The sequence below is a fragment of the Actinophytocola sp. genome (assembly GCF_036555685.1).
Lineage (GTDB): Bacteria > Actinomycetota > Actinomycetes > Mycobacteriales > Pseudonocardiaceae > Actinophytocola.
Window position 1 is genome coordinate 1 of record NZ_DATBKY010000161.1, and the last position, 17,388, is coordinate 17,388.

Consider the following 17,388-nt stretch of genomic DNA (forward strand, 5'->3'; position numbering starts at 1 on the left):
AGCCGGGCGCAGAGCGCGGCCCAGCGCTCGCGGTCCTCGGCCAGGTCGATGGACTCCGGAGGCGTGCCCAGCACCAGCTCGGCCGGCAGCTGGTCGGCCAGCTTCAGCGGCGTCTGACCGCCGAGGCTGACGATGACGCCGCGCAGGTCGCCGTCGCGGGACTCGGCGTCGATGACGTTCTGCACGTCCTCGAAGGTGAGCGGCTCGAAGAACAGCCGGTCGGAGGTGTCGTAGTCGGTCGACACCGTCTCCGGGTTGCAGTTGACCATCACGGTCTCGAACCCCGCCGCCCGCAACGCCATCGCGGCGTGCACGCACGAGTAGTCGAACTCGATCCCCTGCCCGATCCGGTTCGGGCCGGAGCCGAGGATCACCACCTTCGGCCGCTCCCGCTGCTCGCTCACCTCCGACTCCGCGTCGGGGTCGAGCTCGTAGGCCGAGTAGTGGTACGGCGTCCGCGCGGCGAACTCGGCCGCGCACGTGTCCACGGTCTTGAACACCGGCCGGATGCCGAGCCGGTGGCGCAGCGTCCGCACGCCGTTCTCGCCGGCGAGCTCCGGGCGCAGAGCGGCGACCTGCCGGTCGGAGAACCCGGACCGCTTGGCGCGGCGCAGCAGGGGCTCGTCGAGCACCGGCGCCGCCCGCACCTCCGCCCGCAGCTCGACGAGCGAGGCGATCTGGTCGACGAACCACGGGTCGATGCCCGACACCTCGCTCACCTCGGCCACGCTCACGCCGAGCCGCAGTGCCCGCTCGACGGTGTAGAGCCGGCCGTCGTGCGCCACGCGCAGCGCCGCCATGACCGACTCGACGGTCAGCGGGTCGGGGTCGGCGGTGGTCCAGAAACCGGCCGCCTTGGTCTCCATCGAGCGCAGCGCCTTGCCGAGCGCCTCGACGAAGTTGCGGCCGAGGGACATGGCCTCGCCGACGGACTTCATCGTCGTCGTGAGCGTCGGATCCGCGCCCGGGAACTTCTCGAAGGCGAAGCGGGGCACCTTCACGACCACGTAGTCCAGCGTCGGCTCGAACGACGCCGGCGTCTCGGCGGTGATGTCGTTGCGGATCTCGTCGAGCGTGTAGCCGATCGCCAGCTTCGCGGCGATCTTGGCGATCGGGAACCCGGTGGCCTTCGACGCGAGCGCGGACGACCGCGAGACCCGCGGGTTCATCTCGATCACGACCAGCCGGCCGGTCTGCGGGTGCACGGCGAACTGGATGTTGCAGCCCCCGGTGTCGACGCCGACCGCGCGCAGCACGTCGATACCGACGTTGCGCATGTGCTGGTACTCGCGGTCGGTCAGCGTCATCGCGGGCGCGACGGTCACCGAGTCGCCGGTGTGCACGCCCATCGGGTCGATGTTCTCGATCGAGCAGACGACCACGACGTTGTCGTGCCGGTCGCGCATCAGTTCGAGCTCGAACTCCTTCCAGCCGAGCACGCTCTCCTCGATCAGCACCTCGTGCACCGGGCTCTCGGTGAGCCCGGCCGAGGCCATCCGCTCGAGGTCCTCCTTCGTGTGCGCCATGCCGGAGCCGAGCCCGCCCATCGTGAACGACGGCCGGATCACCACGGGCAGGCCGAGGTCGTCCACGGTGGAGCGGACGTCGTCCATCGTGTGGCAGACGGCGCTGCGCGGGGTCTGCGCGCCCACCTGCGCCACGATGTCCTTGAACCGCTGGCGGTCCTCGCCGCGCTGGATCGCCTCGATGTCCGCGCCGATGAGCTCGACGCCGAACTTCTCCAGCACGCCCCGCTCGTGCAGGGCGACCGCGGTGTTGAGCGCGGTCTGCCCACCGAGCGTGGCGAGCAGCGCGTCCGGGCGCTCCGTCGCGATCACCTTCTCCACGAAGTCGGCGGTGATCGGCTCGATGTACGTGGCGTCCGCGAACTCCGGGTCGGTCATGATCGTCGCCGGGTTCGAGTTGACGAGGCTGACGCGCAGACCCTCCTCGCGCAGCACGCGGCAGGCCTGCGTGCCGGAGTAGTCGAACTCGCAGGCCTGGCCGATGACGATCGGGCCCGACCCGATCACCAGAACGTGGGAGATGTCGTCACGCTTGGGCATCTCTCGCCTCCATCAGGCCGACGAACTCGTCGAACAGCGGCGCGGCGTCGTGCGGGCCGGCCGCCGCCTCCGGGTGGTACTGCACGGAGAACGCCGGCACGTCGAGCGCGCGCACGCCCTCCACGCAGCCGTCGTTGGGGCAGTAGTGGCTGATCTGCGCGGCGCCGAACGGCGTGTCGAACCGCTCCCCCGCCTCCCCCTCGAGCGCGAAGCCGTGGTTCTGCGCGGTGATCGCGACCCGGCCGGAGTTCACGTCGATGACCGGGATGTTGATGCCGCGGTGCCCGTAGCGCATCTTGTAGGTGCCGCGGCCGAGCGCGCGCCCCAGGATCTGGTGGCCGAAGCAGATGCCGAACAGCGGTATCCGCCGGCTCAGCACCTCACGGGTGAGCGCGACCGGTCCCTCGGCCGTGGCCGGGTCGCCCGGGCCGTTCGCGAGGAACACACCGTCCGGCTCGACCGCGAGCAGCTCGTCGATCGTGGCGCCGACCGGCAGCACGTGGGTCTCGATGCCACGCGCGGCCAGCATCCGCGGAGTGTTGGTCTTGATGCCGAGGTCCAGCGCGGCGACCCGGAAGCGGCGCTCGCCGTCCGCCGGGACCACGTAGGTCGCGTCGGTGGTGACCTCGCCGGCGAGATCGGCGCCGGCCATCCGCGGGCTCGCCAGCACCCGCTCGACGAGCGTGTCCTGGTCGGTGAGCGCGTCACCGGAGAACACGCCGCCACGCATCGCGCCGCGCTCGCGGATGTGCCGGGTCAGCGAGCGGGTGTCGACACCGCTGACCCCGACCACGCCCTGCTCGGCGAGCGCGTCGTCGAGCGGGCGGCGGGAACGCCAGTTGGACGGCACGCGGGCCGGGTCGCGCACCACGTAGCCCGCCACCCAGATCCGGCGGGACTCGTCGTCCTCGTCGTTCCAGCCGGTGTTGCCGATCTGCGGGGCGGTCGCGACGACGATCTGGCGGTGGTAGGACGGGTCGGTCAGCGTCTCCTGGTAGCCGGTCATGCCGGTGCAGAACACGACCTCGCCGAGCGTGGCGCCGGTCGCGCCGAACGCCTCGCCGCGGAAGACCTTGCCGTCCTCGAGGACCAGTGCGGCCGGCGTCATGCGAGTACCTCCCCTTCGTGTGCGGTGATCCGCCCGCGCAGCAGCGTGGTGACCACCCGGCCGGGCAGCGCCATGCCCTCGTACGGGGTGTTCGCCGCGATGCTGGCGAGCTCGGCGCCGCGGACCGTCCAGCTCGCGGCCGGGTCGACCAGCGTGAGCGTGGCCGGCTCGCCCGCCTCGAGCGGCCGTCCCTGGTCGGGCAGGCCGGCGATCTCGGCGGGGCGCTCGCTGAGTACCCGCGCCACGCCGCGCCAGTCCAGCAGCCCCGGCTCCACCATCGTGCGTATCACGACCGGCAGGGCGGTCTGCAACCCCAGCATGCCCGGACGTGCCGCGGACCACTCGCAGTCCTTGTCCTGCGGGGCGTGCGGCGCGTGGTCGGTGGCCACGCAGTCCAGCACGCCCTCCGCCAGCGCCTCGCGCAGCACCTTCGCGTCGGCGGCGGTGCGCAGCGGCGGGTTCACCTTGTTCACGGGGTCGTAGGTCGCCAGGCGCTCGTCGTCGAGCAGCAGGTGGTGCGGTGTGACCTCGGCGGACACCCGGATGCCCTGCGCCTTCGCCCAGCGCAGCAGGTCCGCGGCACCGGCCGTCGAGACGTGGCAGACGTGCAGCCGCGCGCCGGTATGGCGGGCGAGCAGGCAGTCCCGCGCGATGATCGACTCCTCGGCGGCCGCGGGCCAGCCGGCGAGCCCGAGCCGCGCGGCGAGATCGCCCTCGTGGGCCTGCGCGCCGACGGTCAGCCGGGGCTCCTCGGCATGCTGGGCGATGACGGCGTCCAGCGCGGTCGAGTACTCCAGCGCGCGGCGCATGAGGAGCGGGTCGGCGACGCACCTGCCGTCGTCGGAGAACATCCGCACCCGCGCCCGCGAGCCGGCCATCGTGCCGAGCTCGGCGAGCTTCTCGCCCGCCAGCCCGACGGTGACCGCGCCGACCGGGTACACGTCGACGAGGCCGACCTCGCGGCCGCGGCGCCACACGTGCTCGACGATCACCGCGTTGTCCGCGACCGGGTCGGTGTTGGCCATGGCGAACACGGCCGTGTACCCGCCCAGGGCGGCGGCCGCCGAGCCGGTGGCGATCGTCTCGGTGTCCTCGCGGCCGGGCTCGCGCAGGTGGGTGTGCAGGTCGACGAAGCCGGGCAGCGCCACGAGCCCGTCGCAGTCGCGGACCTCCGCGCCGTCGGTGTCCACATCGGAGCCGAGCGCGGCGAGCACGCCGTCGCGGATCTCCAGGTCGACCGGGTCCTCCCCGTAGGGCCGGACCCCGCGCAGCACCAGGCCGGTCACGACCGCACCTCCTCCTCGTGGGCCAGCAGGTGGTAGAGCACCGCCATCCGCACGTGCACTCCGTTCGCGACCTGCTGGGTGATCGCGGCGCGCGGCGAGTCGGCGACCGAGGACGCGATCTCCATGCCGCGCAGCATCGGGCCCGGGTGCAGGACGACCGCGTGCTCGGGCAGGGCGGCGAGGCGGGCCTCGCTCATGCCGTAGGCGATCGAGTACTCGCGGGCGGACGGGAAGAAGCCGCCGTGCATCCGCTCGGCCTGCACGCGCAGCATCATCACGGCGTCGAGGCTGGGCAGCTCGGCGTCGAACGTGTGCGAGACCGTCACGGGCCAGCGGTCGACGTGTGCGGGCAGCAGCGTCGGCGGGGCGACCAGGACGACCTCCGCGCCGAGCGTGGTGAGCAGGTGGACGTTGGACCGGGCGACCCGGCTGTGCAGCACGTCGCCGACGATCGCGACCCGCTTGCCCGCGAGGTCGCCGAGGCGTTCCCGCAGCGTGGCGGCGTCGAGCAGGGCCTGCGTGGGGTGCTCGTGCGTGCCGTCGCCCGCGTTGACCACCGACGTGCCCGCCTCCTGCAGCCAGCCGGCCAGGCGGTGGGCCGCGCCCGAGGCCGGGTGGCGGACGATCACGCAGTCGGCGCCCGCGGCCGCGAGCGTGAGCGCGGTGTCCCGCAGCGACTCGCCCTTGCCCACGCTGGAGCCGCTGGCGGAGACGTTGACGACGTCGGCACTCATCCACTTGCCGGCGATCTCGAAGGAGACCCTGGTCCGGGTGGACGCCTCGTAGAACATCGTGATCACGGTGCGGCCGCGCAGGGTCGGGAGCTTGCGAACCTCGCGGCCGAGCAGCGTGCGCTTGAGCTCCTCGGCGGTGTCGAGCACGGCGGTGGCGGTCGCCGCGTCGAGCCCCTCGGTCGCCAGCAGGTGCCTCATGCCGGGTCCTCCATCCGCCGCAGCAGGACCGCGTCGCGGCCGTCGACCTCGTGGAGCTGGACGTGGACCTCCTCGGTTCGCGCGGTGGGCACGTTCTTGCCCACGTAGTCCGCGCGGATCGGCAGCTCGCGGTGGCCGCGGTCGACCAGGACGGCGAGCTGCACAGCGCTGGGGCGACCGGCGTCGCGCAGGGCGTCGAGGGCGGCGCGGACCGTCCGGCCGGAGAAGAGCACGTCGTCGACGAGGATGACGAGCTGGTCGTCGACGCCGCCCGGCGGAAGCTCGGTGGTGCCGAGCGGGCGGGTCGGGCGGCGGCGGAGGTCGTCGCGGTAGAGCGTGATATCGAGCACACCGGTGGGGACCCGGGCCCCGGAGAAGTCGGCGATCCGGGCGGCTAGCCGGTGTGCGAGCGGCGCGCCGCGGGTGGGGATCCCGAGGAGAACGACAGGTGCGGCGTCGGCTGCGCCGAGCGAGGTGCGCTCGATGACCTGATGGGCCATTCGGGCGACGGTGCGTGCGACGTCCCCGGCGCTGAGCAGCTCTCGCCCGGCCGGTTCCGCCGCACCGCGGTTGCGCGGTGCCACGGCTGACCTCCTTCCCCGCCTCGCTGGACGGGTCCTTAAAGGACGTCTGATCTGCGCCTTTGTCGGGCGCGGTAGCACCGTACCAGGAGCAATGGATCCACCAAGCGAGTGGTAATCCGGCGATTCGTCAAACTCTGTTCACAGATCAGCTTGACCTGGTGACAACTGTGGGTAACCATTACTCTGCGTGTTGATATGCGGCTACCCGCGGCACCCATCGATAGGCCAGCGGGGCGAATGAATGGAGAATCGCCATATGGGCGACTACGCCAAGGCGCTGGGGAGCAAGCTCCGCGGCATCCGCCAGCAGCAGGGCCTGTCCCTGCACGGCGTTGAGCAGAAGTCCGGCGGCCGGTGGAAGGCCGTCGTGGTCGGCTCCTACGAGCGGGGCGACCGGGCCGTGACCGTGCAGAAGCTGGCCGAGCTGGCCGACTTCTACGGCGTGCCGGTGGTCGAGCTGCTGCCCGAGGGCCGAGTCCCTTCGGGTGCCGAACCCGCCACCAAGATCGTGATCAACCTGGAGCGGCTGCAGCAGCTGCCCGCGGAGAAGGTCGGCCCCCTCGCCAGGTACGCGGCCACGATCCAGAGCCAGCGCGGCGACTACAACGGCAAGGTGCTCTCCATCCGCACGGAGGACCTGCGCTCGCTCGCGATCATCTACGACATGACCCCGGGCGAGCTCACCGAGCAGCTCATCGACTGGGGCGTGCTGCCGCCCGAGGCGCGGCCGTCCAAAGAGGACTAGTTCGACCGGGAACACACGACGCCGGGATCGGAGCGATGCTCCCGCTCCGATCCCCTTCCACGTTCAGGTTGCGGCCGTGGCGGAGGGCTCCGCCGGGGCCGGCGCCCCGCTCCGCCTGCGAGGGCGGGCCCGGGTGATCGCCACACCCGCGAGGCACAGGACGCCGCCGGCCAGCGTCAGCCAGCCCGGGACCTCGTCGAGGAGCAGCCAGGACATCACGATCACGATGGCCGGAACGGCGTAGGTCGTCGCGCCCATCTTGGCGGCCGTGGTGCGGGCGAGGGCGTATGCCCAGGTGATGAACGCCAGGGCGGTCGGGAACACGCCGAGGTAGACGACGTCGAGCGTCGCCGACAGCGGCGCCGCGCCGGCCTCGCTGACGAGCTGGCCGGCGAACGGCAGGCAGGCGACCGCGCCGACGAGGCAGCCGAACGTCGTCACCTGCACCGCGGACGCGTGCCGCAGGGCCGGCTTCTGGCTGGTCACGCCGATCGCGTAGGTCGCCGCCGCGACCACGCACAGGACGACGCCGAGCACGGAGGCCGACCCGCCGCCAGACGTCGAGAACCCGACAACCACGGCGCCGGCGAACGACACGCCGATGCCGGCCAGGACCCGGCGCGGGAAGCCCTCCCGGAGCAGCCAGCCGGAGAGCAGGGCGATCAGCACGGGCCCGACGTTGACGACCATCGCGGCCGTGCCCGCGTCGACCTCCCGCTCACCCCAGTTGAGCGCGATCATGTAGACGCCGAACCAGAGCAGCCCGGAGGCGAGGATCCCCGGCCACGCGGCGCGCGGCGGCCATCCTTCCCGCCGCACGAGCAGGATGAGCACGAGCACCGCGGACCCGGACAGCAGCCGCCCGAGGGCGAGCGCGCCCGGCGAGTACGACTCCCCCGCGTCCCGGATCGCCACGAACGCCGAGGCCCAGAACAAGACGGTGAACCCGGCGGCGACGAGGCTGCGACGGTCGACTGCTTCGCTCATGCCGCCAACATATGGCTGCCAACCGACAGAATCTCGCGAGATTCCGCCCTCTGGGACACCGCGCCGCGCGGGATTACAACGTGGCGCGGAGGCGTTCGGCGATCGTCGCGAGGCGGCCCAGGACGCCGTTGATGAAGCGCGGCGAGTCGTCCGTCGAGAGCATGCTGCCCAGCTGGACGGCCTCGTCCACGGCGACCACGTCCGGGACGTCCTGTGCCCACAGCAGCTCGTACACCCCGAGCCGCAGGATCGCCACGTCCACGAACGGCATGCGGTCCAGCGTCCAGCCCTCCGCGTGCTCGGCGAGCAGCTCGTCGATCCGTTCGCGATGCGCGACGACGCCCTCGAGCAGCGTCGCGGCGTAGTCGTTCGGTGCCGGCTGTTTCGACGCCTCCGTGCGCTCGGCGTACAGGGTCAGCGGGTCCGCGTCGCGCAGGGCGGCCGCGTACAGGACGTCGACCGCGCGCTTGCGTGCCTTGCTGCGCGCGCCCATCTAGGAGCTGACGCGCCCGAGGTAACGGCCGTCGCGGGTGTCGACCTTGACCTTCTCCCCTGTCGACAGGAACAGCGGGACCTGGATCTCCGCGCCGGTCTCGAGCGTGGCCGGCTTCGTGCCGCCCGTGGAGCGGTCACCCTGCAGGCCCGGATCGGTCTGCTTGATCACGAGCTCGACCGTCACCGGGAGCTCGACGTACAGCGGCGTGCCCTCGTGCGACGCGACGGTCGCGTTCTGGTTCTCCAGCATGAACCGCGACGAGTCGCCGACCACGTCGCCGTCGATGTGGATCTGCTCGTAGGTGTCGCCGTCCATGAACACGAACTGGGCGCCGTCCTGGTACAGGTAGGTCATCTCACGCCGGTCCACGGTCGCGGTGTCGACCTTCACGCCGGCGTTGAACGTCTTGTCCACGACCTTGCCGCTCAGCACGTGCTTGAGCTTGGTGCGCACGAAAGCCGGCCCCTTACCGGGCTTGACGTGCTGGAACTCGACGACGGACCACAGCTGCCCGTCGAGGTTGAGCACCAGGCCGTTCTTCAGGTCGTTGGTGGAAGCCACGGGGTAGGTCTCTCCTGTTACTCGCTGGCGGGGTCACACGACGACGAGCTGTTTGGTCGTCAGCGTGAGAAGCTCCGGCTCGCCGTCCCGCACGACGAGCGTGTCCTCGATTCGGACCCCGCCCCTGCCGGACAGGTACACGCCCGGCTCCACGGTGACTGCCATGCCGGCGGCAAGTCTACCTTTGCCGGTCTTGGCCAGGGCCGGGGCCTCGTGGATCTCCAGCCCCACGCCGTGGCCGAGCCCGTGCAGGAACTCCTCGCCGCGGCCCGCCCGCTCGACGACGTCGCGGGCCGCCGCGTCGACGTCGCTCACGTCGGCGTCCACCCGCAGGGCGGCCCGGCCGGCGGCCTGCGCGGTAGCCACGAGGTCGTACAGCTCACGCTGCCAGTCGGCCGGACTGCCCAGCACGAACGTCCGCGTCATGTCCGAGTGGTAGCCGTCGACGAGCGCGCCGAAGTCGAGCTTCACGAAGTCGCCCTGCGCCAGCACGGCGTCGGTCGGCCGGTGGTGCGGGACCGCGGAGTGCGCGCCGGTGGCGACGATCGTCTCGAAGGACGGGCCGCCCGCGCCGTGGTCGAGCATGCGGCTCTCCAGGTCGCGCGCGACCTCGCGCTCGGTGCGCCCGGCCGCCAGCCCCCCGTGCTCGATGAGGTCGGCGAGCGCGCGGTCCGCGGCCGCGCACGCCATGCGCAGCGCCTCGATCTCCGCGTCGTCCTTGACCATCCGCAGCCGCTCGACGAGTCCCGGCGAGCGGACCAGCTCGGCCCCGCCCGCAGCGTCGGTCAGCGTGTCGAGCTCCTCGACGGTGACCCGGTGGCTCTCGTACCCGGTACGCCGGTACGCCGCCGAGGCGGCGGCACGCGCGAGCAGCGCGGGCGGGCACGGCCGGTCGATCAGGCGCTCGAGGTCGGGCACCTGCTGCCCGGACTGGGTCAGGTAGCGCCCGTCTGTGCAGAACACCGTGCGCCCCTCGCGGCCCGGTTCATCGCCGGCGTGCACCAGCAGCGCGGCGTTCGACCCGGTGAACCCGGTCAGGTACCGCACGTTGCGCAGGTCGACCACGAGCAGGGCGTCCAGGTCGCGCTCACGCAGCTGAGCGCGCAGCGCCGCACGGCGGCGCACGTGGGTCTCGGGCATGCGTGCGAGCTTAGTAGGCGGGCGCATACGCTGTGGCGATGCGAACGACCCCGCGGAGCTGGCTGTTGCGCGGTGGCGTGCTGGCCGTCGTGCACGCCGCGGCCGAGACCGTACGGACCGGCTTCGGCGTCCACCACCCGACCTCACGCACGCTCTTCGAGGCGATCGTGCTCGGCGTGCTGGTCGCGGTGGCCGCGGTGTGGGGCGCGGTGGACACCTGGCGCGACGTGCCCGAGCGCGGCAAGGTCTGGCTGATCGCGTCGCTCGTCGCGGGCTGGGGCGCCGCGATCCTGGGCATCGTCGGCAAGTCGATCTTCGTGGACCAGAGCGGGGTGGCCGACCTCGGCGCCGCGCTGACCGGCGGTGCCGCGTTCACCGCCCTGCTGGTCCTGGTGCCGGCGTGCATCGGTTTGGTAGTGGGGCGGTGGATTCACGTTTCGGGCCGCGGGAGCCGCGAGGAGCCGGACGTGCCTCAGCGCGACGGGTCGAGGTCGGGCCCGCGGTCGTAGGCGTCCCAGTCCTCGTCGGACACCTGCCGCGGCGAGGACGAGTTCATCGCGGCCACGTCGGCCGAGTCGAACCGCCAGAGCCTGTGGTCGATGACGAACCCCGTGCCGCGGCCGGGCGCGGCGACCGCCTCGGCGCCCGGTCTCAGCCGCGCGGCCACCTTGACGTCGTCGAGTGACGGGACCCGGCCGTCGAGTACGCGCACCGCGAGCTTCTCGGCCACCGACCGCCGGTCGACGCGGACGAGCTCGCCGTTGATCACGAGGTCGATCGTGCGTTGCGGGGAGGGCATGGCGAACCCGTCGAGCGCGAGCAGCGCGCGGCCGGTGGTCTTGCAGGCGTCGAACCCGCCGACGTCCAGCCCGAAGTGGCGCAGGTCCGCGGGTCCGTGGCGGCCTTCCTTGGTGGCGCGCACGAGGTCGAGCGGCAAGGTGCCGCATGGGTCCTCTGTAGACACGATGGCGTGCCCGTCCGGCCGGCGGACCAGGCCCGGGCCCTCGCGCCAGATGCCCGGCACGAGCACCGGGTCGTACGGGTTGGTGTGGAAGTCGATGTCCCAGAAGGTGAGCAGCGTGCCGTTGCTGGTCTCGTGCGCGACGGCGAACGCCGCGAGCGAGTCCACCCACATCCAGTCGGCGCTGAACGCGTCGACGATCGTGCGGCCGCGGGCGCTCGTGTCCGGCACCTTCTCGAACCCGTCCGGGCCGAGCGCCTCGACGCCCTCGGAGAACTTGGGATCGCGGGAGCGCAGGACGAACTGGCCGGCGCCGTTGCGACCGGCGCCCTCGCCCGTCGTGTCGGTGAACATCAGGTAGAACTTGTCGCCCAGGAACAGCACGGATGGCTGGCCGGCGCCGTAGGTGTTGCCGTTCGACACGTGCCGCGCCGACCTGACGATCGGCTTGCCCTCGTTGACCCGCGACCACACCCGGCCGTCGCGGCTGACGGCGAGGCCGATCGCGTTGCCGTGGGCGTGGTCGCCGGCGGCGCCGGTGTAGTACATGTAGTAGACGCCGTCCACCCGGACCACCGACGGGTCACAGGTGTGCATGGCGTCGAAGCCGCCGGGCCGCCCGGAGAAGATCGGCGTGGCGCGCTTGCCGTCGGGGCCGGCGAACGGCCCGTCCATCGAGCGGGCCTCGGCCATCACGATGTCGTCGCCCGCCGGGTTCGCGACGCCGAGCTGGCTGCACCACCACATCCGGTACCGGCCGCCGTCGAGCAGTACGGACGGGGCGTAGTCGTACGGTGCGTCGCCGCCGCCGTAGGCGACCGTCTTGTCGCTCTTGCGGCCGCGGAAGGTGACCAGCGGGAGCGGGCTCTGCTTGCCCTGGCCGGGCTTCGCGGACGGGGACGGGGTCTTCCCGGGCACGACCTCGATCTCGGGGCCGTTCCCGGGCGCGGACGCCTCACTGGTCGTGCACGCGGCGATGAACGTCAGCGCCAGGAGCGCGGCGGACACGGCGGCCCGTCTTCGACGGTGCGTGGCGCGCATCGCGGAAGTGCCTCTCGACGTCGTCTGCCCGGTTGAATCCACGAAAGAGTCTAAGGATCACCCGATCGGTTCGCTTGCCACCAGCTCCACCTCGAAGCCGTCCTCGTTCTCCAGGTAGGCCGCCACGTGGTCGGGGCCGCCCGCGTGCGGGTGCCGGTCGGCGAACATCAGCCGCCAGCCGTGCTCGGGCGCGGCGGCCGTGATCCGGTCCAGTTCGGCCCGGTCGCGAACGTGCAGGGCCAGATGGTTCAACCCGGGCCGGACGCGCTCGTGGCGGTCGCCGCGCCGGTCCGGCGAGTCCTCGACGACGACGTAGGAGGCGCCGCGCCGCCAGCTCACGCCACGGGGCCAGCGCTGGTACTCGCGCCAGCCCAGCTCGGTGAACAGCCAGCCGAACGAGCGCTCCGCGCCCGGCAGGTCGGCGACCCACAGCTCGACGTGGTGCACGCCGGCGGGCTTGGCGAGGTCGACGTACACGTGATGGAAGCGGCCGCGGTGCTCGCGAGAGCCGACGCGGACGAAGCCGAGCCGCTCGGTGAACGCGCGGCCGCGCGGGTTGTCCTCGCGTACCAGGGAGAACACGGCCGGTGCGCCGAGCGTGTCGTGCGCGTGGTCGACGATCGCGCGGGCGGCCTCGTGCGCGAGGCCGGTGCCGCGGTGCGCACGGCCGACGTACCAGCCGCACTCGAACGTGCCCGCGACGTCCTTCGAGAGGCGCAGCTGGCCGATGCCGATCGGCACGCCGTCGAGCTCGATGACCCACTCGCCGGTGCCCTCCGGGCCGGGCGCGCCCAGCCGGCGCCGGACGAGCGTGGCCACGACCTCGGTGTTGGTGAGGTCGTGTTCCGGGTCGCGCTCGTCCTCCGGGTCGTCGGCGAACATGGCGAGGAGGGCGTCGGCGTCGTCGCGCCGCAGCGGTCGGAGGACGAGCCGGTCGGTCCGGAGCGTGGTCATGCGTTGGCGGCGAGCCAGCGCAGCGCGAGCGGGTAGCCGTCGACGCCGAGGCCCACGATGACGCCGCTGGCCACCGCGGAGATGTAGCTGTGGTGCCGGAACTCCTCGCGCTTGTGGACGTTCGTGATGTGCACCTCGACCAGCGGCGCGGTCAGCTGCGCGCAGGCGTCCCGGACGGCGATCGAGTAGTGCGTCCAGGCACCCGCGTTGAGCACGACGGGGATCTTGTGCGTCGCGGCCTCGTGCAGCCAGCCGAGCATCTCGCCCTCGTGGTCGGTCTGGCGGACGGTGACCTCGACGTCGAGCTCGCGGCCGGTCTTCTCGCACAGCTCGACGAGGTCGGCGTAGGTGGTGCGGCCGTAGATCTCCGGCTCGCGCGTGCCCAGCCTGCCCAGGTTGGGTCCGTTGAGCACCAGCGCCTTCATGTGCGGGCCCCTTCAGGAGTAGCGACGGGGCAAGGGTAGCCAGGCCCGCACGCACCCGCTCATGGCCTGCTGATCGCCGCGTACGCGGTGGTCAGCAGGCCCGGCTCGGGGTCCTCCAGCCGGCCCGGCCGGGCGAGCGCGTCGAGCACCACGAAGCGGAGCACGCCGGCGCGGGTCTTCTTGTCGCCGCGCATGGCCTCGACCAGGTCCGGCAGCGCGTCGCGCTCGTAGCCGGTCGGCAGGCCGATCGACTCGAGGACGGCGCGGTGCCGGTCCGCGGTGCCGTCGTCCAGGCGGCCGGCGTGGCGGGCCAGCTCCGCGGCGAACACCAGGCCGACGCTGACCGCCGCGCCGTGCCGCCACCGGTAGCCCTCGCGGCGCTCGATCGCGTGGCCGAGGGTGTGGCCGTAGTTGAGGATCTCGCGCAGGCTCGACTCGCGGAGGTCGGCGGCCACGACGTCGGCCTTGACCTGGATCTTGCGCCGCACCAGCTCGGCCAGCACGTCGCCGTCCGGGTCGAGCGCCGCCTTCGGGTCCGCTTCGACGAGCTCGAGGATCCGTGGGTCCGCGATGAAGCCGCCTTTGATCACCTCGGCCATGCCCGCGGCGAGGTCGTCGGCCGGCAGGGTGCGCAGGATGTCGAGGTCGGCGAGCACGGCGGACGGCTCGTGGAACGCGCCGACGAGGTTCTTGCCGGCGCCGATGTTGATGCCGGTCTTGCCGCCGACCGCGGCGTCCACCATGCCGAGCAACGTGGTCGGCACGTTGACCAGCCGCACGCCACGCATCCACGTCGCCGCCACGAAGCCGCCGAGGTCGGTCACCGCTCCCCCGCCGTAGGCCACGACCGTGCCGCCACGGTCCATGCCCACCGCGGCGAGGGCGTCCCAGCACTGGCCGGCGACCTCGAGGCTCTTGCCCTCCTCGGCGTCGGGGATCGCTATCAGGTGCGCGTCTACGTCCGCGGCGCGCAGCCGGCCGCGTAGCGTCTCGGCGCCGTCGACGAGCGTCGGCGGGTGGATGATCACGACCTTCGGCGCTCCGGCGACCTGTGCCACGAGCTCGTCCGTGAGGTCCCGCCCGACCACGACCTCGTACGGCCGCTCGGTGGCCACCCTGATCCGCGCCGGCTCCACTGCCTCACTCCTCGCCGTCCATTGGTGTGGATGAGCATCGCACCGGGGCCTCGTCCATGTTCAGTTGGGGATCAGTCCAGTTCCACCTCCGTCGTGCCGTCGTGCCCGCGTGCCGCGGCGACGAGGTCGCCCTGCTCCTCGATCTTCGTGTGCTGCCTGGTGGTGATCTCGCGGGTCACGGTGACGGCCAGCCGCAGCACGCGGCCCGACCTGCGGGCACGCCACGTGCCGGCGATGTCGCCGTCGACGAGCACGATGCCGGGGCTGCCGACCGGCCGCCACACCGTCCTGGCGACAGCCCGGTCCGGCACCAGGAACGCTCGGTTGCCCAATGCGATGGCGTCCCGTGGCGGCAGCAACAACACCGGCGGCGCAGCGGGCGCGGCGCCGACGGCGGCCAGCGCGTCGGCGTGTGCGCGCAATGCCATACCGTCGATCCGCACGTCCTCGAGCTCGCCGGCGAGCTCGTCGAAGCTCGGCTTCAACCAGTCCGGTGGCGTCGTGACCGACCGGGTGTCCAGCCACGTCACCAGGTCGCGGAGCGTGGCCGGGCCGGCGAGCCGGAGATAGGCACGCAGCAGCTCGGTCGTCTTCCGGCCACGCGCGATCGCCGGCTCGCCGGGCGCCACCCGGAACAGCAGGCGCCGGCCGTCCCGCGGAACCACCTCGAGGCCCGCGTACAGCGTGCCGAGCCGGAACAGCCCCTCGGCCACGTGCGCGACGCCGCACCCCACGCACCACGGCCGAGCGATCTCCGGTAACCGGGGGCTGACCGCGCCGGACAACTCGCCCTTCGTGGCCACCTCACCGGGAAAGACCTCGCGCAGTCGCGCGGCGACCTCTTCGAGTAACGCCGGCCCGTCCGCACCGGAGGCGATCAGCTCGTCGCCGTAGCCGCCCAGGTACGCCCGCAGCGTGTCGTTGTCCCGCGGCCACAACGCGGCGCGTATCAGCGGCAGGTCGGCCCGCCGGTGCAGGTGCGGCGAGCCGCGCACGGTCAGCGCGAGCGCCAGCTCCGGCCGGTCGAGCCCGGGATCCCCGGTGCGCTGGTGGAGGGCGTGCGCTGCCGAGCCGGCAGGGGTGTCCTGCAGGCCGACCGCGAGCACGTCAAGATCGTCGAGGGGTGCGCCGCCGTGCAGGCCCTGCGCCCACACACGATGCGCGAGCACGGCACGACGATCGAGTTCGACTGCCATGCACCATGCCTAGCAGCGGGCACCGACAGGTCCGAACCGGTCGCGCTCAGTCCTGGGTTACCGGCATGCTCGCGAGCACGTCGGCCAGAACCTCCTGCGGGGTGCGCTCGCTCGTCTGCACGGTCGCCGCGGCGACTTGCGCGTAGACCGGGCGGCGCGTGCCCAGCAGCTCCTTGAGGTGCGCGCGTGGGTTCGGCAGCAGCCACGGGTGCAGCGGAACCAGGCCCTCGCGGCGCAGCAGGTGCTCGAGGTCGACGTCGAGGAAGACGACGTGGAACGGCGCCAGCAAGTCCGGCACGCCGGGTGCCGTCGGCGTCCCGCCCCCGAGCGCGAGGACGCCGGTGAACCCCGGTAGCAGCGTGGTCAGCAGCTCGCGCTCGGACTCCTGGAACCGCTCCCGGCCGAGCTGGACCACGAGCTCGCCCGCGGGCAGCCCGTGCGCCCGCTCGAGGTCGTCGTCGAAGTCGCGGAACTCGACGCCCAGCCGCTCGGCGGCGAGCCGGCCGACCGTGCTCTTACCCGAGCCGGGCGGGCCGACGAGGATCAGTACGGGACCGCGTCCGGTCGGTGTCACTGTTCCGGTCACCACCGTTCCTGCAGTGCCTTGAGGTAGCCCTCGGCGTTGCGCCTGGACTCGGTGAGGGAGTCGCCGCCGAACTTCTCCAGCGCCGCCTCGGCGAGTACCAGCCCCATCACCGACTCGAGAACCACGCCCGCCCGCGGTACCGCGCACACGTCCGAGCGCTGGTGGATCGCCACCGCCGGCTCACCCGTCACGACGTCTACTGTGGATAGTGCACGTGGGACGGTCGAGATCGGCTTCATGGCCACCCGGGCGACGAGCGGCTCACCGTTGGTGATGCCGCCCTCGAGGCCACCCGCGCGGTTGGACCGCCGCGTCACACCCGTGACGCCGCCGGCCGGGTCGATCTCGTCGTGCGCCTTGCTGCCCCACCGCCGCGCGGTCTCGAACCCGTCGCCGATCGCCACGCCCTTCATCGCCTGGACGCCCATGAGGGCACCGGCGAGCCGGGCGTCGAGCCGGCGGTCCCAGTGCACGTGCGAGCCGAGCCCCGGCGGCAACCCGTAGGCGATCACCTCGATGACGCCGCCGACCGTGTCACCCGCCTCCTTGACCGCCTCGACCTCGGCGACCATCGCCTCGGTGGCCCTCGGGTCGAAAGCGCGGACCGGGCTCTCGTCGATCGCCGCGAGGTCCTCCGGCTGCGGAGCCGGTCCGTCGGGCGCGTCTGCCGTGCCGATCGAGATCACGTGGCTGAGCACCTCGACGCCGAGCAGCTGGCGCAGGAACGCGCGGGCCACGGTGCCGAGCGCGGTGCGGGACGCCGTCTCCCGCGCGCTCGCCCGCTCCAGGACGGGGCGGGCCTCGTCGAAGCCGTACTTCTGCATGCCCGCCAGGTCGGCGTGCCCGGGACGCGGGCGCGTGAGCGGCTCGTTGCGGGCGAGGCCGGCCAGCTCGCCGGGGTCGACGGGGTCGGCGGCCATCACCTTCTCCCACTTGGGCCACTCGGCGTTGTCGATGCGGACCGCGATGGGGCCGCCCTGCGTGACGCCGTGGCGGACCCCGCCGAGGAACTCGACCCGGTCGGTCTCGAAGCCCATGCGCGGGCTGCGCCCGAACCCGAGCCGGCGGCGGGCGAGCTGCTCGCCGACGTCCGTCGTGGTGACCTCGACACCGGCCACCATGCCCTCCAGCACGGCGACGAGCGCGGGGCCGTGGGACTCCCCAGCGGTGATCCAACGCAACAC

Annotated in this window: 18 protein-coding genes; 2 read left to right on the forward strand and 16 right to left on the reverse strand. The window is 72.6% G+C overall.

The window, feature by feature from the left end:
* From carB to pyrR, 5 genes are all read right to left on the reverse strand, one after another.
* The coding region (gene carB, locus VH969_RS15505) for a carbamoyl-phosphate synthase large subunit (protein ID WP_331974638.1) at positions 1–2,066 on the reverse strand (2,066 nt) is incomplete at its 3' end.
* Positions 2,053–3,174 (reverse strand): glutamine-hydrolyzing carbamoyl-phosphate synthase small subunit, encoded by a 1,122-nt coding sequence (gene carA / locus VH969_RS15510; RefSeq protein ID WP_331974641.1) that lies wholly within the window; start codon positions 3,172–3,174, stop codon positions 2,053–2,055. The genes carB and carA, both read right to left, overlap by 14 nt.
* The gene (locus VH969_RS15515; RefSeq protein WP_331974643.1) at positions 3,171–4,460 is read right to left on the reverse strand and encodes a dihydroorotase; all 1,290 of its coding nucleotides are present in this window, start codon (positions 4,458–4,460) and stop codon (positions 3,171–3,173) included. Before VH969_RS15515 ends, carA begins: the two co-directional genes overlap by 4 nt.
* A complete protein-coding gene (locus tag VH969_RS15520; RefSeq protein ID WP_331974645.1) occupies positions 4,457–5,392 on the reverse strand; it encodes an aspartate carbamoyltransferase catalytic subunit in 936 nt (311 codons plus the stop codon). The genes VH969_RS15515 and VH969_RS15520 overlap by 4 nt, the downstream gene beginning before the upstream one ends.
* Positions 5,389–5,976, reverse strand: a complete 588-nt coding sequence (pyrR, locus tag VH969_RS15525; RefSeq protein ID WP_331974647.1) for a bifunctional pyr operon transcriptional regulator/uracil phosphoribosyltransferase PyrR — start codon at positions 5,974–5,976, stop codon at positions 5,389–5,391. Before pyrR ends, VH969_RS15520 begins: the two co-directional genes overlap by 4 nt.
* Before the next feature lie 256 nt (positions 5,977–6,232).
* On the opposite strand from pyrR, the gene bldD reads away from it, so the two are divergent.
* The gene (gene bldD / locus VH969_RS15530; protein WP_075123575.1) at positions 6,233–6,721 is read left to right on the forward strand and encodes a transcriptional regulator BldD; all 489 of its coding nucleotides are present in this window, start codon (positions 6,233–6,235) and stop codon (positions 6,719–6,721) included.
* 63 nt (positions 6,722–6,784) lie between these two features.
* Here the strand turns inward: bldD and VH969_RS15535 are convergent, their stop codons facing one another.
* The 4 genes from VH969_RS15535 to VH969_RS15550 form a co-directional block, all read right to left on the reverse strand.
* The gene (locus VH969_RS15535) at positions 6,785–7,708 is read right to left on the reverse strand and encodes a DMT family transporter (protein ID WP_331974651.1); all 924 of its coding nucleotides are present in this window, start codon (positions 7,706–7,708) and stop codon (positions 6,785–6,787) included.
* Positions 7,709–7,781: 73 nt separating this feature from the next.
* Entirely contained in the window at positions 7,782–8,201 is a 420-nt protein-coding gene (gene nusB / locus VH969_RS15540; RefSeq protein ID WP_331974653.1) for a transcription antitermination factor NusB, read from the reverse strand.
* Entirely contained in the window at positions 8,202–8,765 is a 564-nt protein-coding gene (gene efp / locus VH969_RS15545; protein WP_331974655.1) for an elongation factor P, read from the reverse strand.
* 33 nt (positions 8,766–8,798) lie between these two features.
* The gene (locus tag VH969_RS15550) at positions 8,799–9,905 is read right to left on the reverse strand and encodes a M24 family metallopeptidase (protein ID WP_331974657.1); all 1,107 of its coding nucleotides are present in this window, start codon (positions 9,903–9,905) and stop codon (positions 8,799–8,801) included.
* Between the two features lie 38 nt (positions 9,906–9,943).
* Here VH969_RS15550 and VH969_RS15555 point away from each other — a divergent pair, with 38 nt between their 5' ends.
* Positions 9,944–10,414 (forward strand): B-4DMT family transporter, encoded by a 471-nt coding sequence (locus VH969_RS15555; RefSeq protein ID WP_331974659.1) that lies wholly within the window; start codon positions 9,944–9,946, stop codon positions 10,412–10,414.
* Here VH969_RS15555 and VH969_RS15560 read toward each other — a convergent pair.
* The 7 genes from VH969_RS15560 to aroC all read right to left on the reverse strand — a co-directional run bounded on the left by VH969_RS15560 (position 10,378) and on the right by aroC (position 17,388).
* Complete coding sequence (locus tag VH969_RS15560) at positions 10,378–11,907, reverse strand: glycoside hydrolase family protein (RefSeq protein WP_414638521.1); 1,530 nt, start codon at positions 11,905–11,907, stop codon at positions 10,378–10,380. The two genes, VH969_RS15555 and VH969_RS15560, sit on opposite strands and share 37 nt — an antisense overlap.
* A gap of 57 nt (positions 11,908–11,964) precedes the next feature.
* Entirely contained in the window at positions 11,965–12,861 is an 897-nt protein-coding gene (locus tag VH969_RS15565) for a GNAT family N-acetyltransferase (protein ID WP_331974663.1), read from the reverse strand.
* Complete coding sequence (gene aroQ / locus VH969_RS15570) at positions 12,858–13,286, reverse strand: type II 3-dehydroquinate dehydratase (protein WP_331974665.1); 429 nt, start codon at positions 13,284–13,286, stop codon at positions 12,858–12,860. Before aroQ ends, VH969_RS15565 begins: the two co-directional genes overlap by 4 nt.
* Positions 13,287–13,345: 59 nt before the next feature.
* Entirely contained in the window at positions 13,346–14,422 is a 1,077-nt protein-coding gene (aroB, locus tag VH969_RS15575) for a 3-dehydroquinate synthase (RefSeq protein ID WP_331974667.1), read from the reverse strand.
* A 71-nt stretch (positions 14,423–14,493) separates the two neighbouring features.
* Positions 14,494–15,618, reverse strand: a complete 1,125-nt coding sequence (locus VH969_RS15580; RefSeq protein WP_331974669.1) for a DNA glycosylase AlkZ-like family protein — start codon at positions 15,616–15,618, stop codon at positions 14,494–14,496.
* Between the two features lie 46 nt (positions 15,619–15,664).
* On the reverse strand, positions 15,665–16,204 hold the full coding sequence (locus VH969_RS15585) for a shikimate kinase (protein ID WP_331974671.1): 540 nt from the start codon (positions 16,202–16,204) through the stop codon (positions 15,665–15,667).
* Positions 16,201–17,388, reverse strand: a complete 1,188-nt coding sequence (gene aroC / locus VH969_RS15590; RefSeq protein WP_331974673.1) for a chorismate synthase — start codon at positions 17,386–17,388, stop codon at positions 16,201–16,203. Before aroC ends, VH969_RS15585 begins: the two co-directional genes overlap by 4 nt.

What these genes read in the sequence shown, in the direction of transcription:
- VH969_RS15550 (WP_331974657.1), bottom strand. Translation starts at nt 9,905, where the DNA reads ATGCCCGAGACCCACGTGCGCCGCCGTGCGGCGCTGCGCGCTCAGCTG.
- carA (WP_331974641.1), bottom strand. Translation starts at nt 3,174, where the DNA reads ATGACGCCGGCCGCACTGGTCCTCGAGGACGGCAAGGTCTTCCGCGGC.
- VH969_RS15520 (WP_331974645.1), bottom strand. Translation starts at nt 5,392, where the DNA reads ATGAGGCACCTGCTGGCGACCGAGGGGCTCGACGCGGCGACCGCCACC.
- aroQ (WP_331974665.1), bottom strand. Translation starts at nt 13,286, where the DNA reads ATGAAGGCGCTGGTGCTCAACGGACCCAACCTGGGCAGGCTGGGCACG.
- VH969_RS15580 (WP_331974669.1), bottom strand. Translation starts at nt 15,618, where the DNA reads ATGGCAGTCGAACTCGATCGTCGTGCCGTGCTCGCGCATCGTGTGTGG.
- bldD (WP_075123575.1), top strand. Translation starts at nt 6,233, where the DNA reads ATGGGCGACTACGCCAAGGCGCTGGGGAGCAAGCTCCGCGGCATCCGC.
- VH969_RS15560 (WP_414638521.1), bottom strand. Translation starts at nt 11,907, where the DNA reads ATGCGCGCCACGCACCGTCGAAGACGGGCCGCCGTGTCCGCCGCGCTC.
- VH969_RS15535 (WP_331974651.1), bottom strand. Translation starts at nt 7,708, where the DNA reads ATGAGCGAAGCAGTCGACCGTCGCAGCCTCGTCGCCGCCGGGTTCACC.
- VH969_RS15555 (WP_331974659.1), top strand. Translation starts at nt 9,944, where the DNA reads ATGCGAACGACCCCGCGGAGCTGGCTGTTGCGCGGTGGCGTGCTGGCC.
- nusB (WP_331974653.1), bottom strand. Translation starts at nt 8,201, where the DNA reads ATGGGCGCGCGCAGCAAGGCACGCAAGCGCGCGGTCGACGTCCTGTAC.
- VH969_RS15565 (WP_331974663.1), bottom strand. Translation starts at nt 12,861, where the DNA reads ATGACCACGCTCCGGACCGACCGGCTCGTCCTCCGACCGCTGCGGCGC.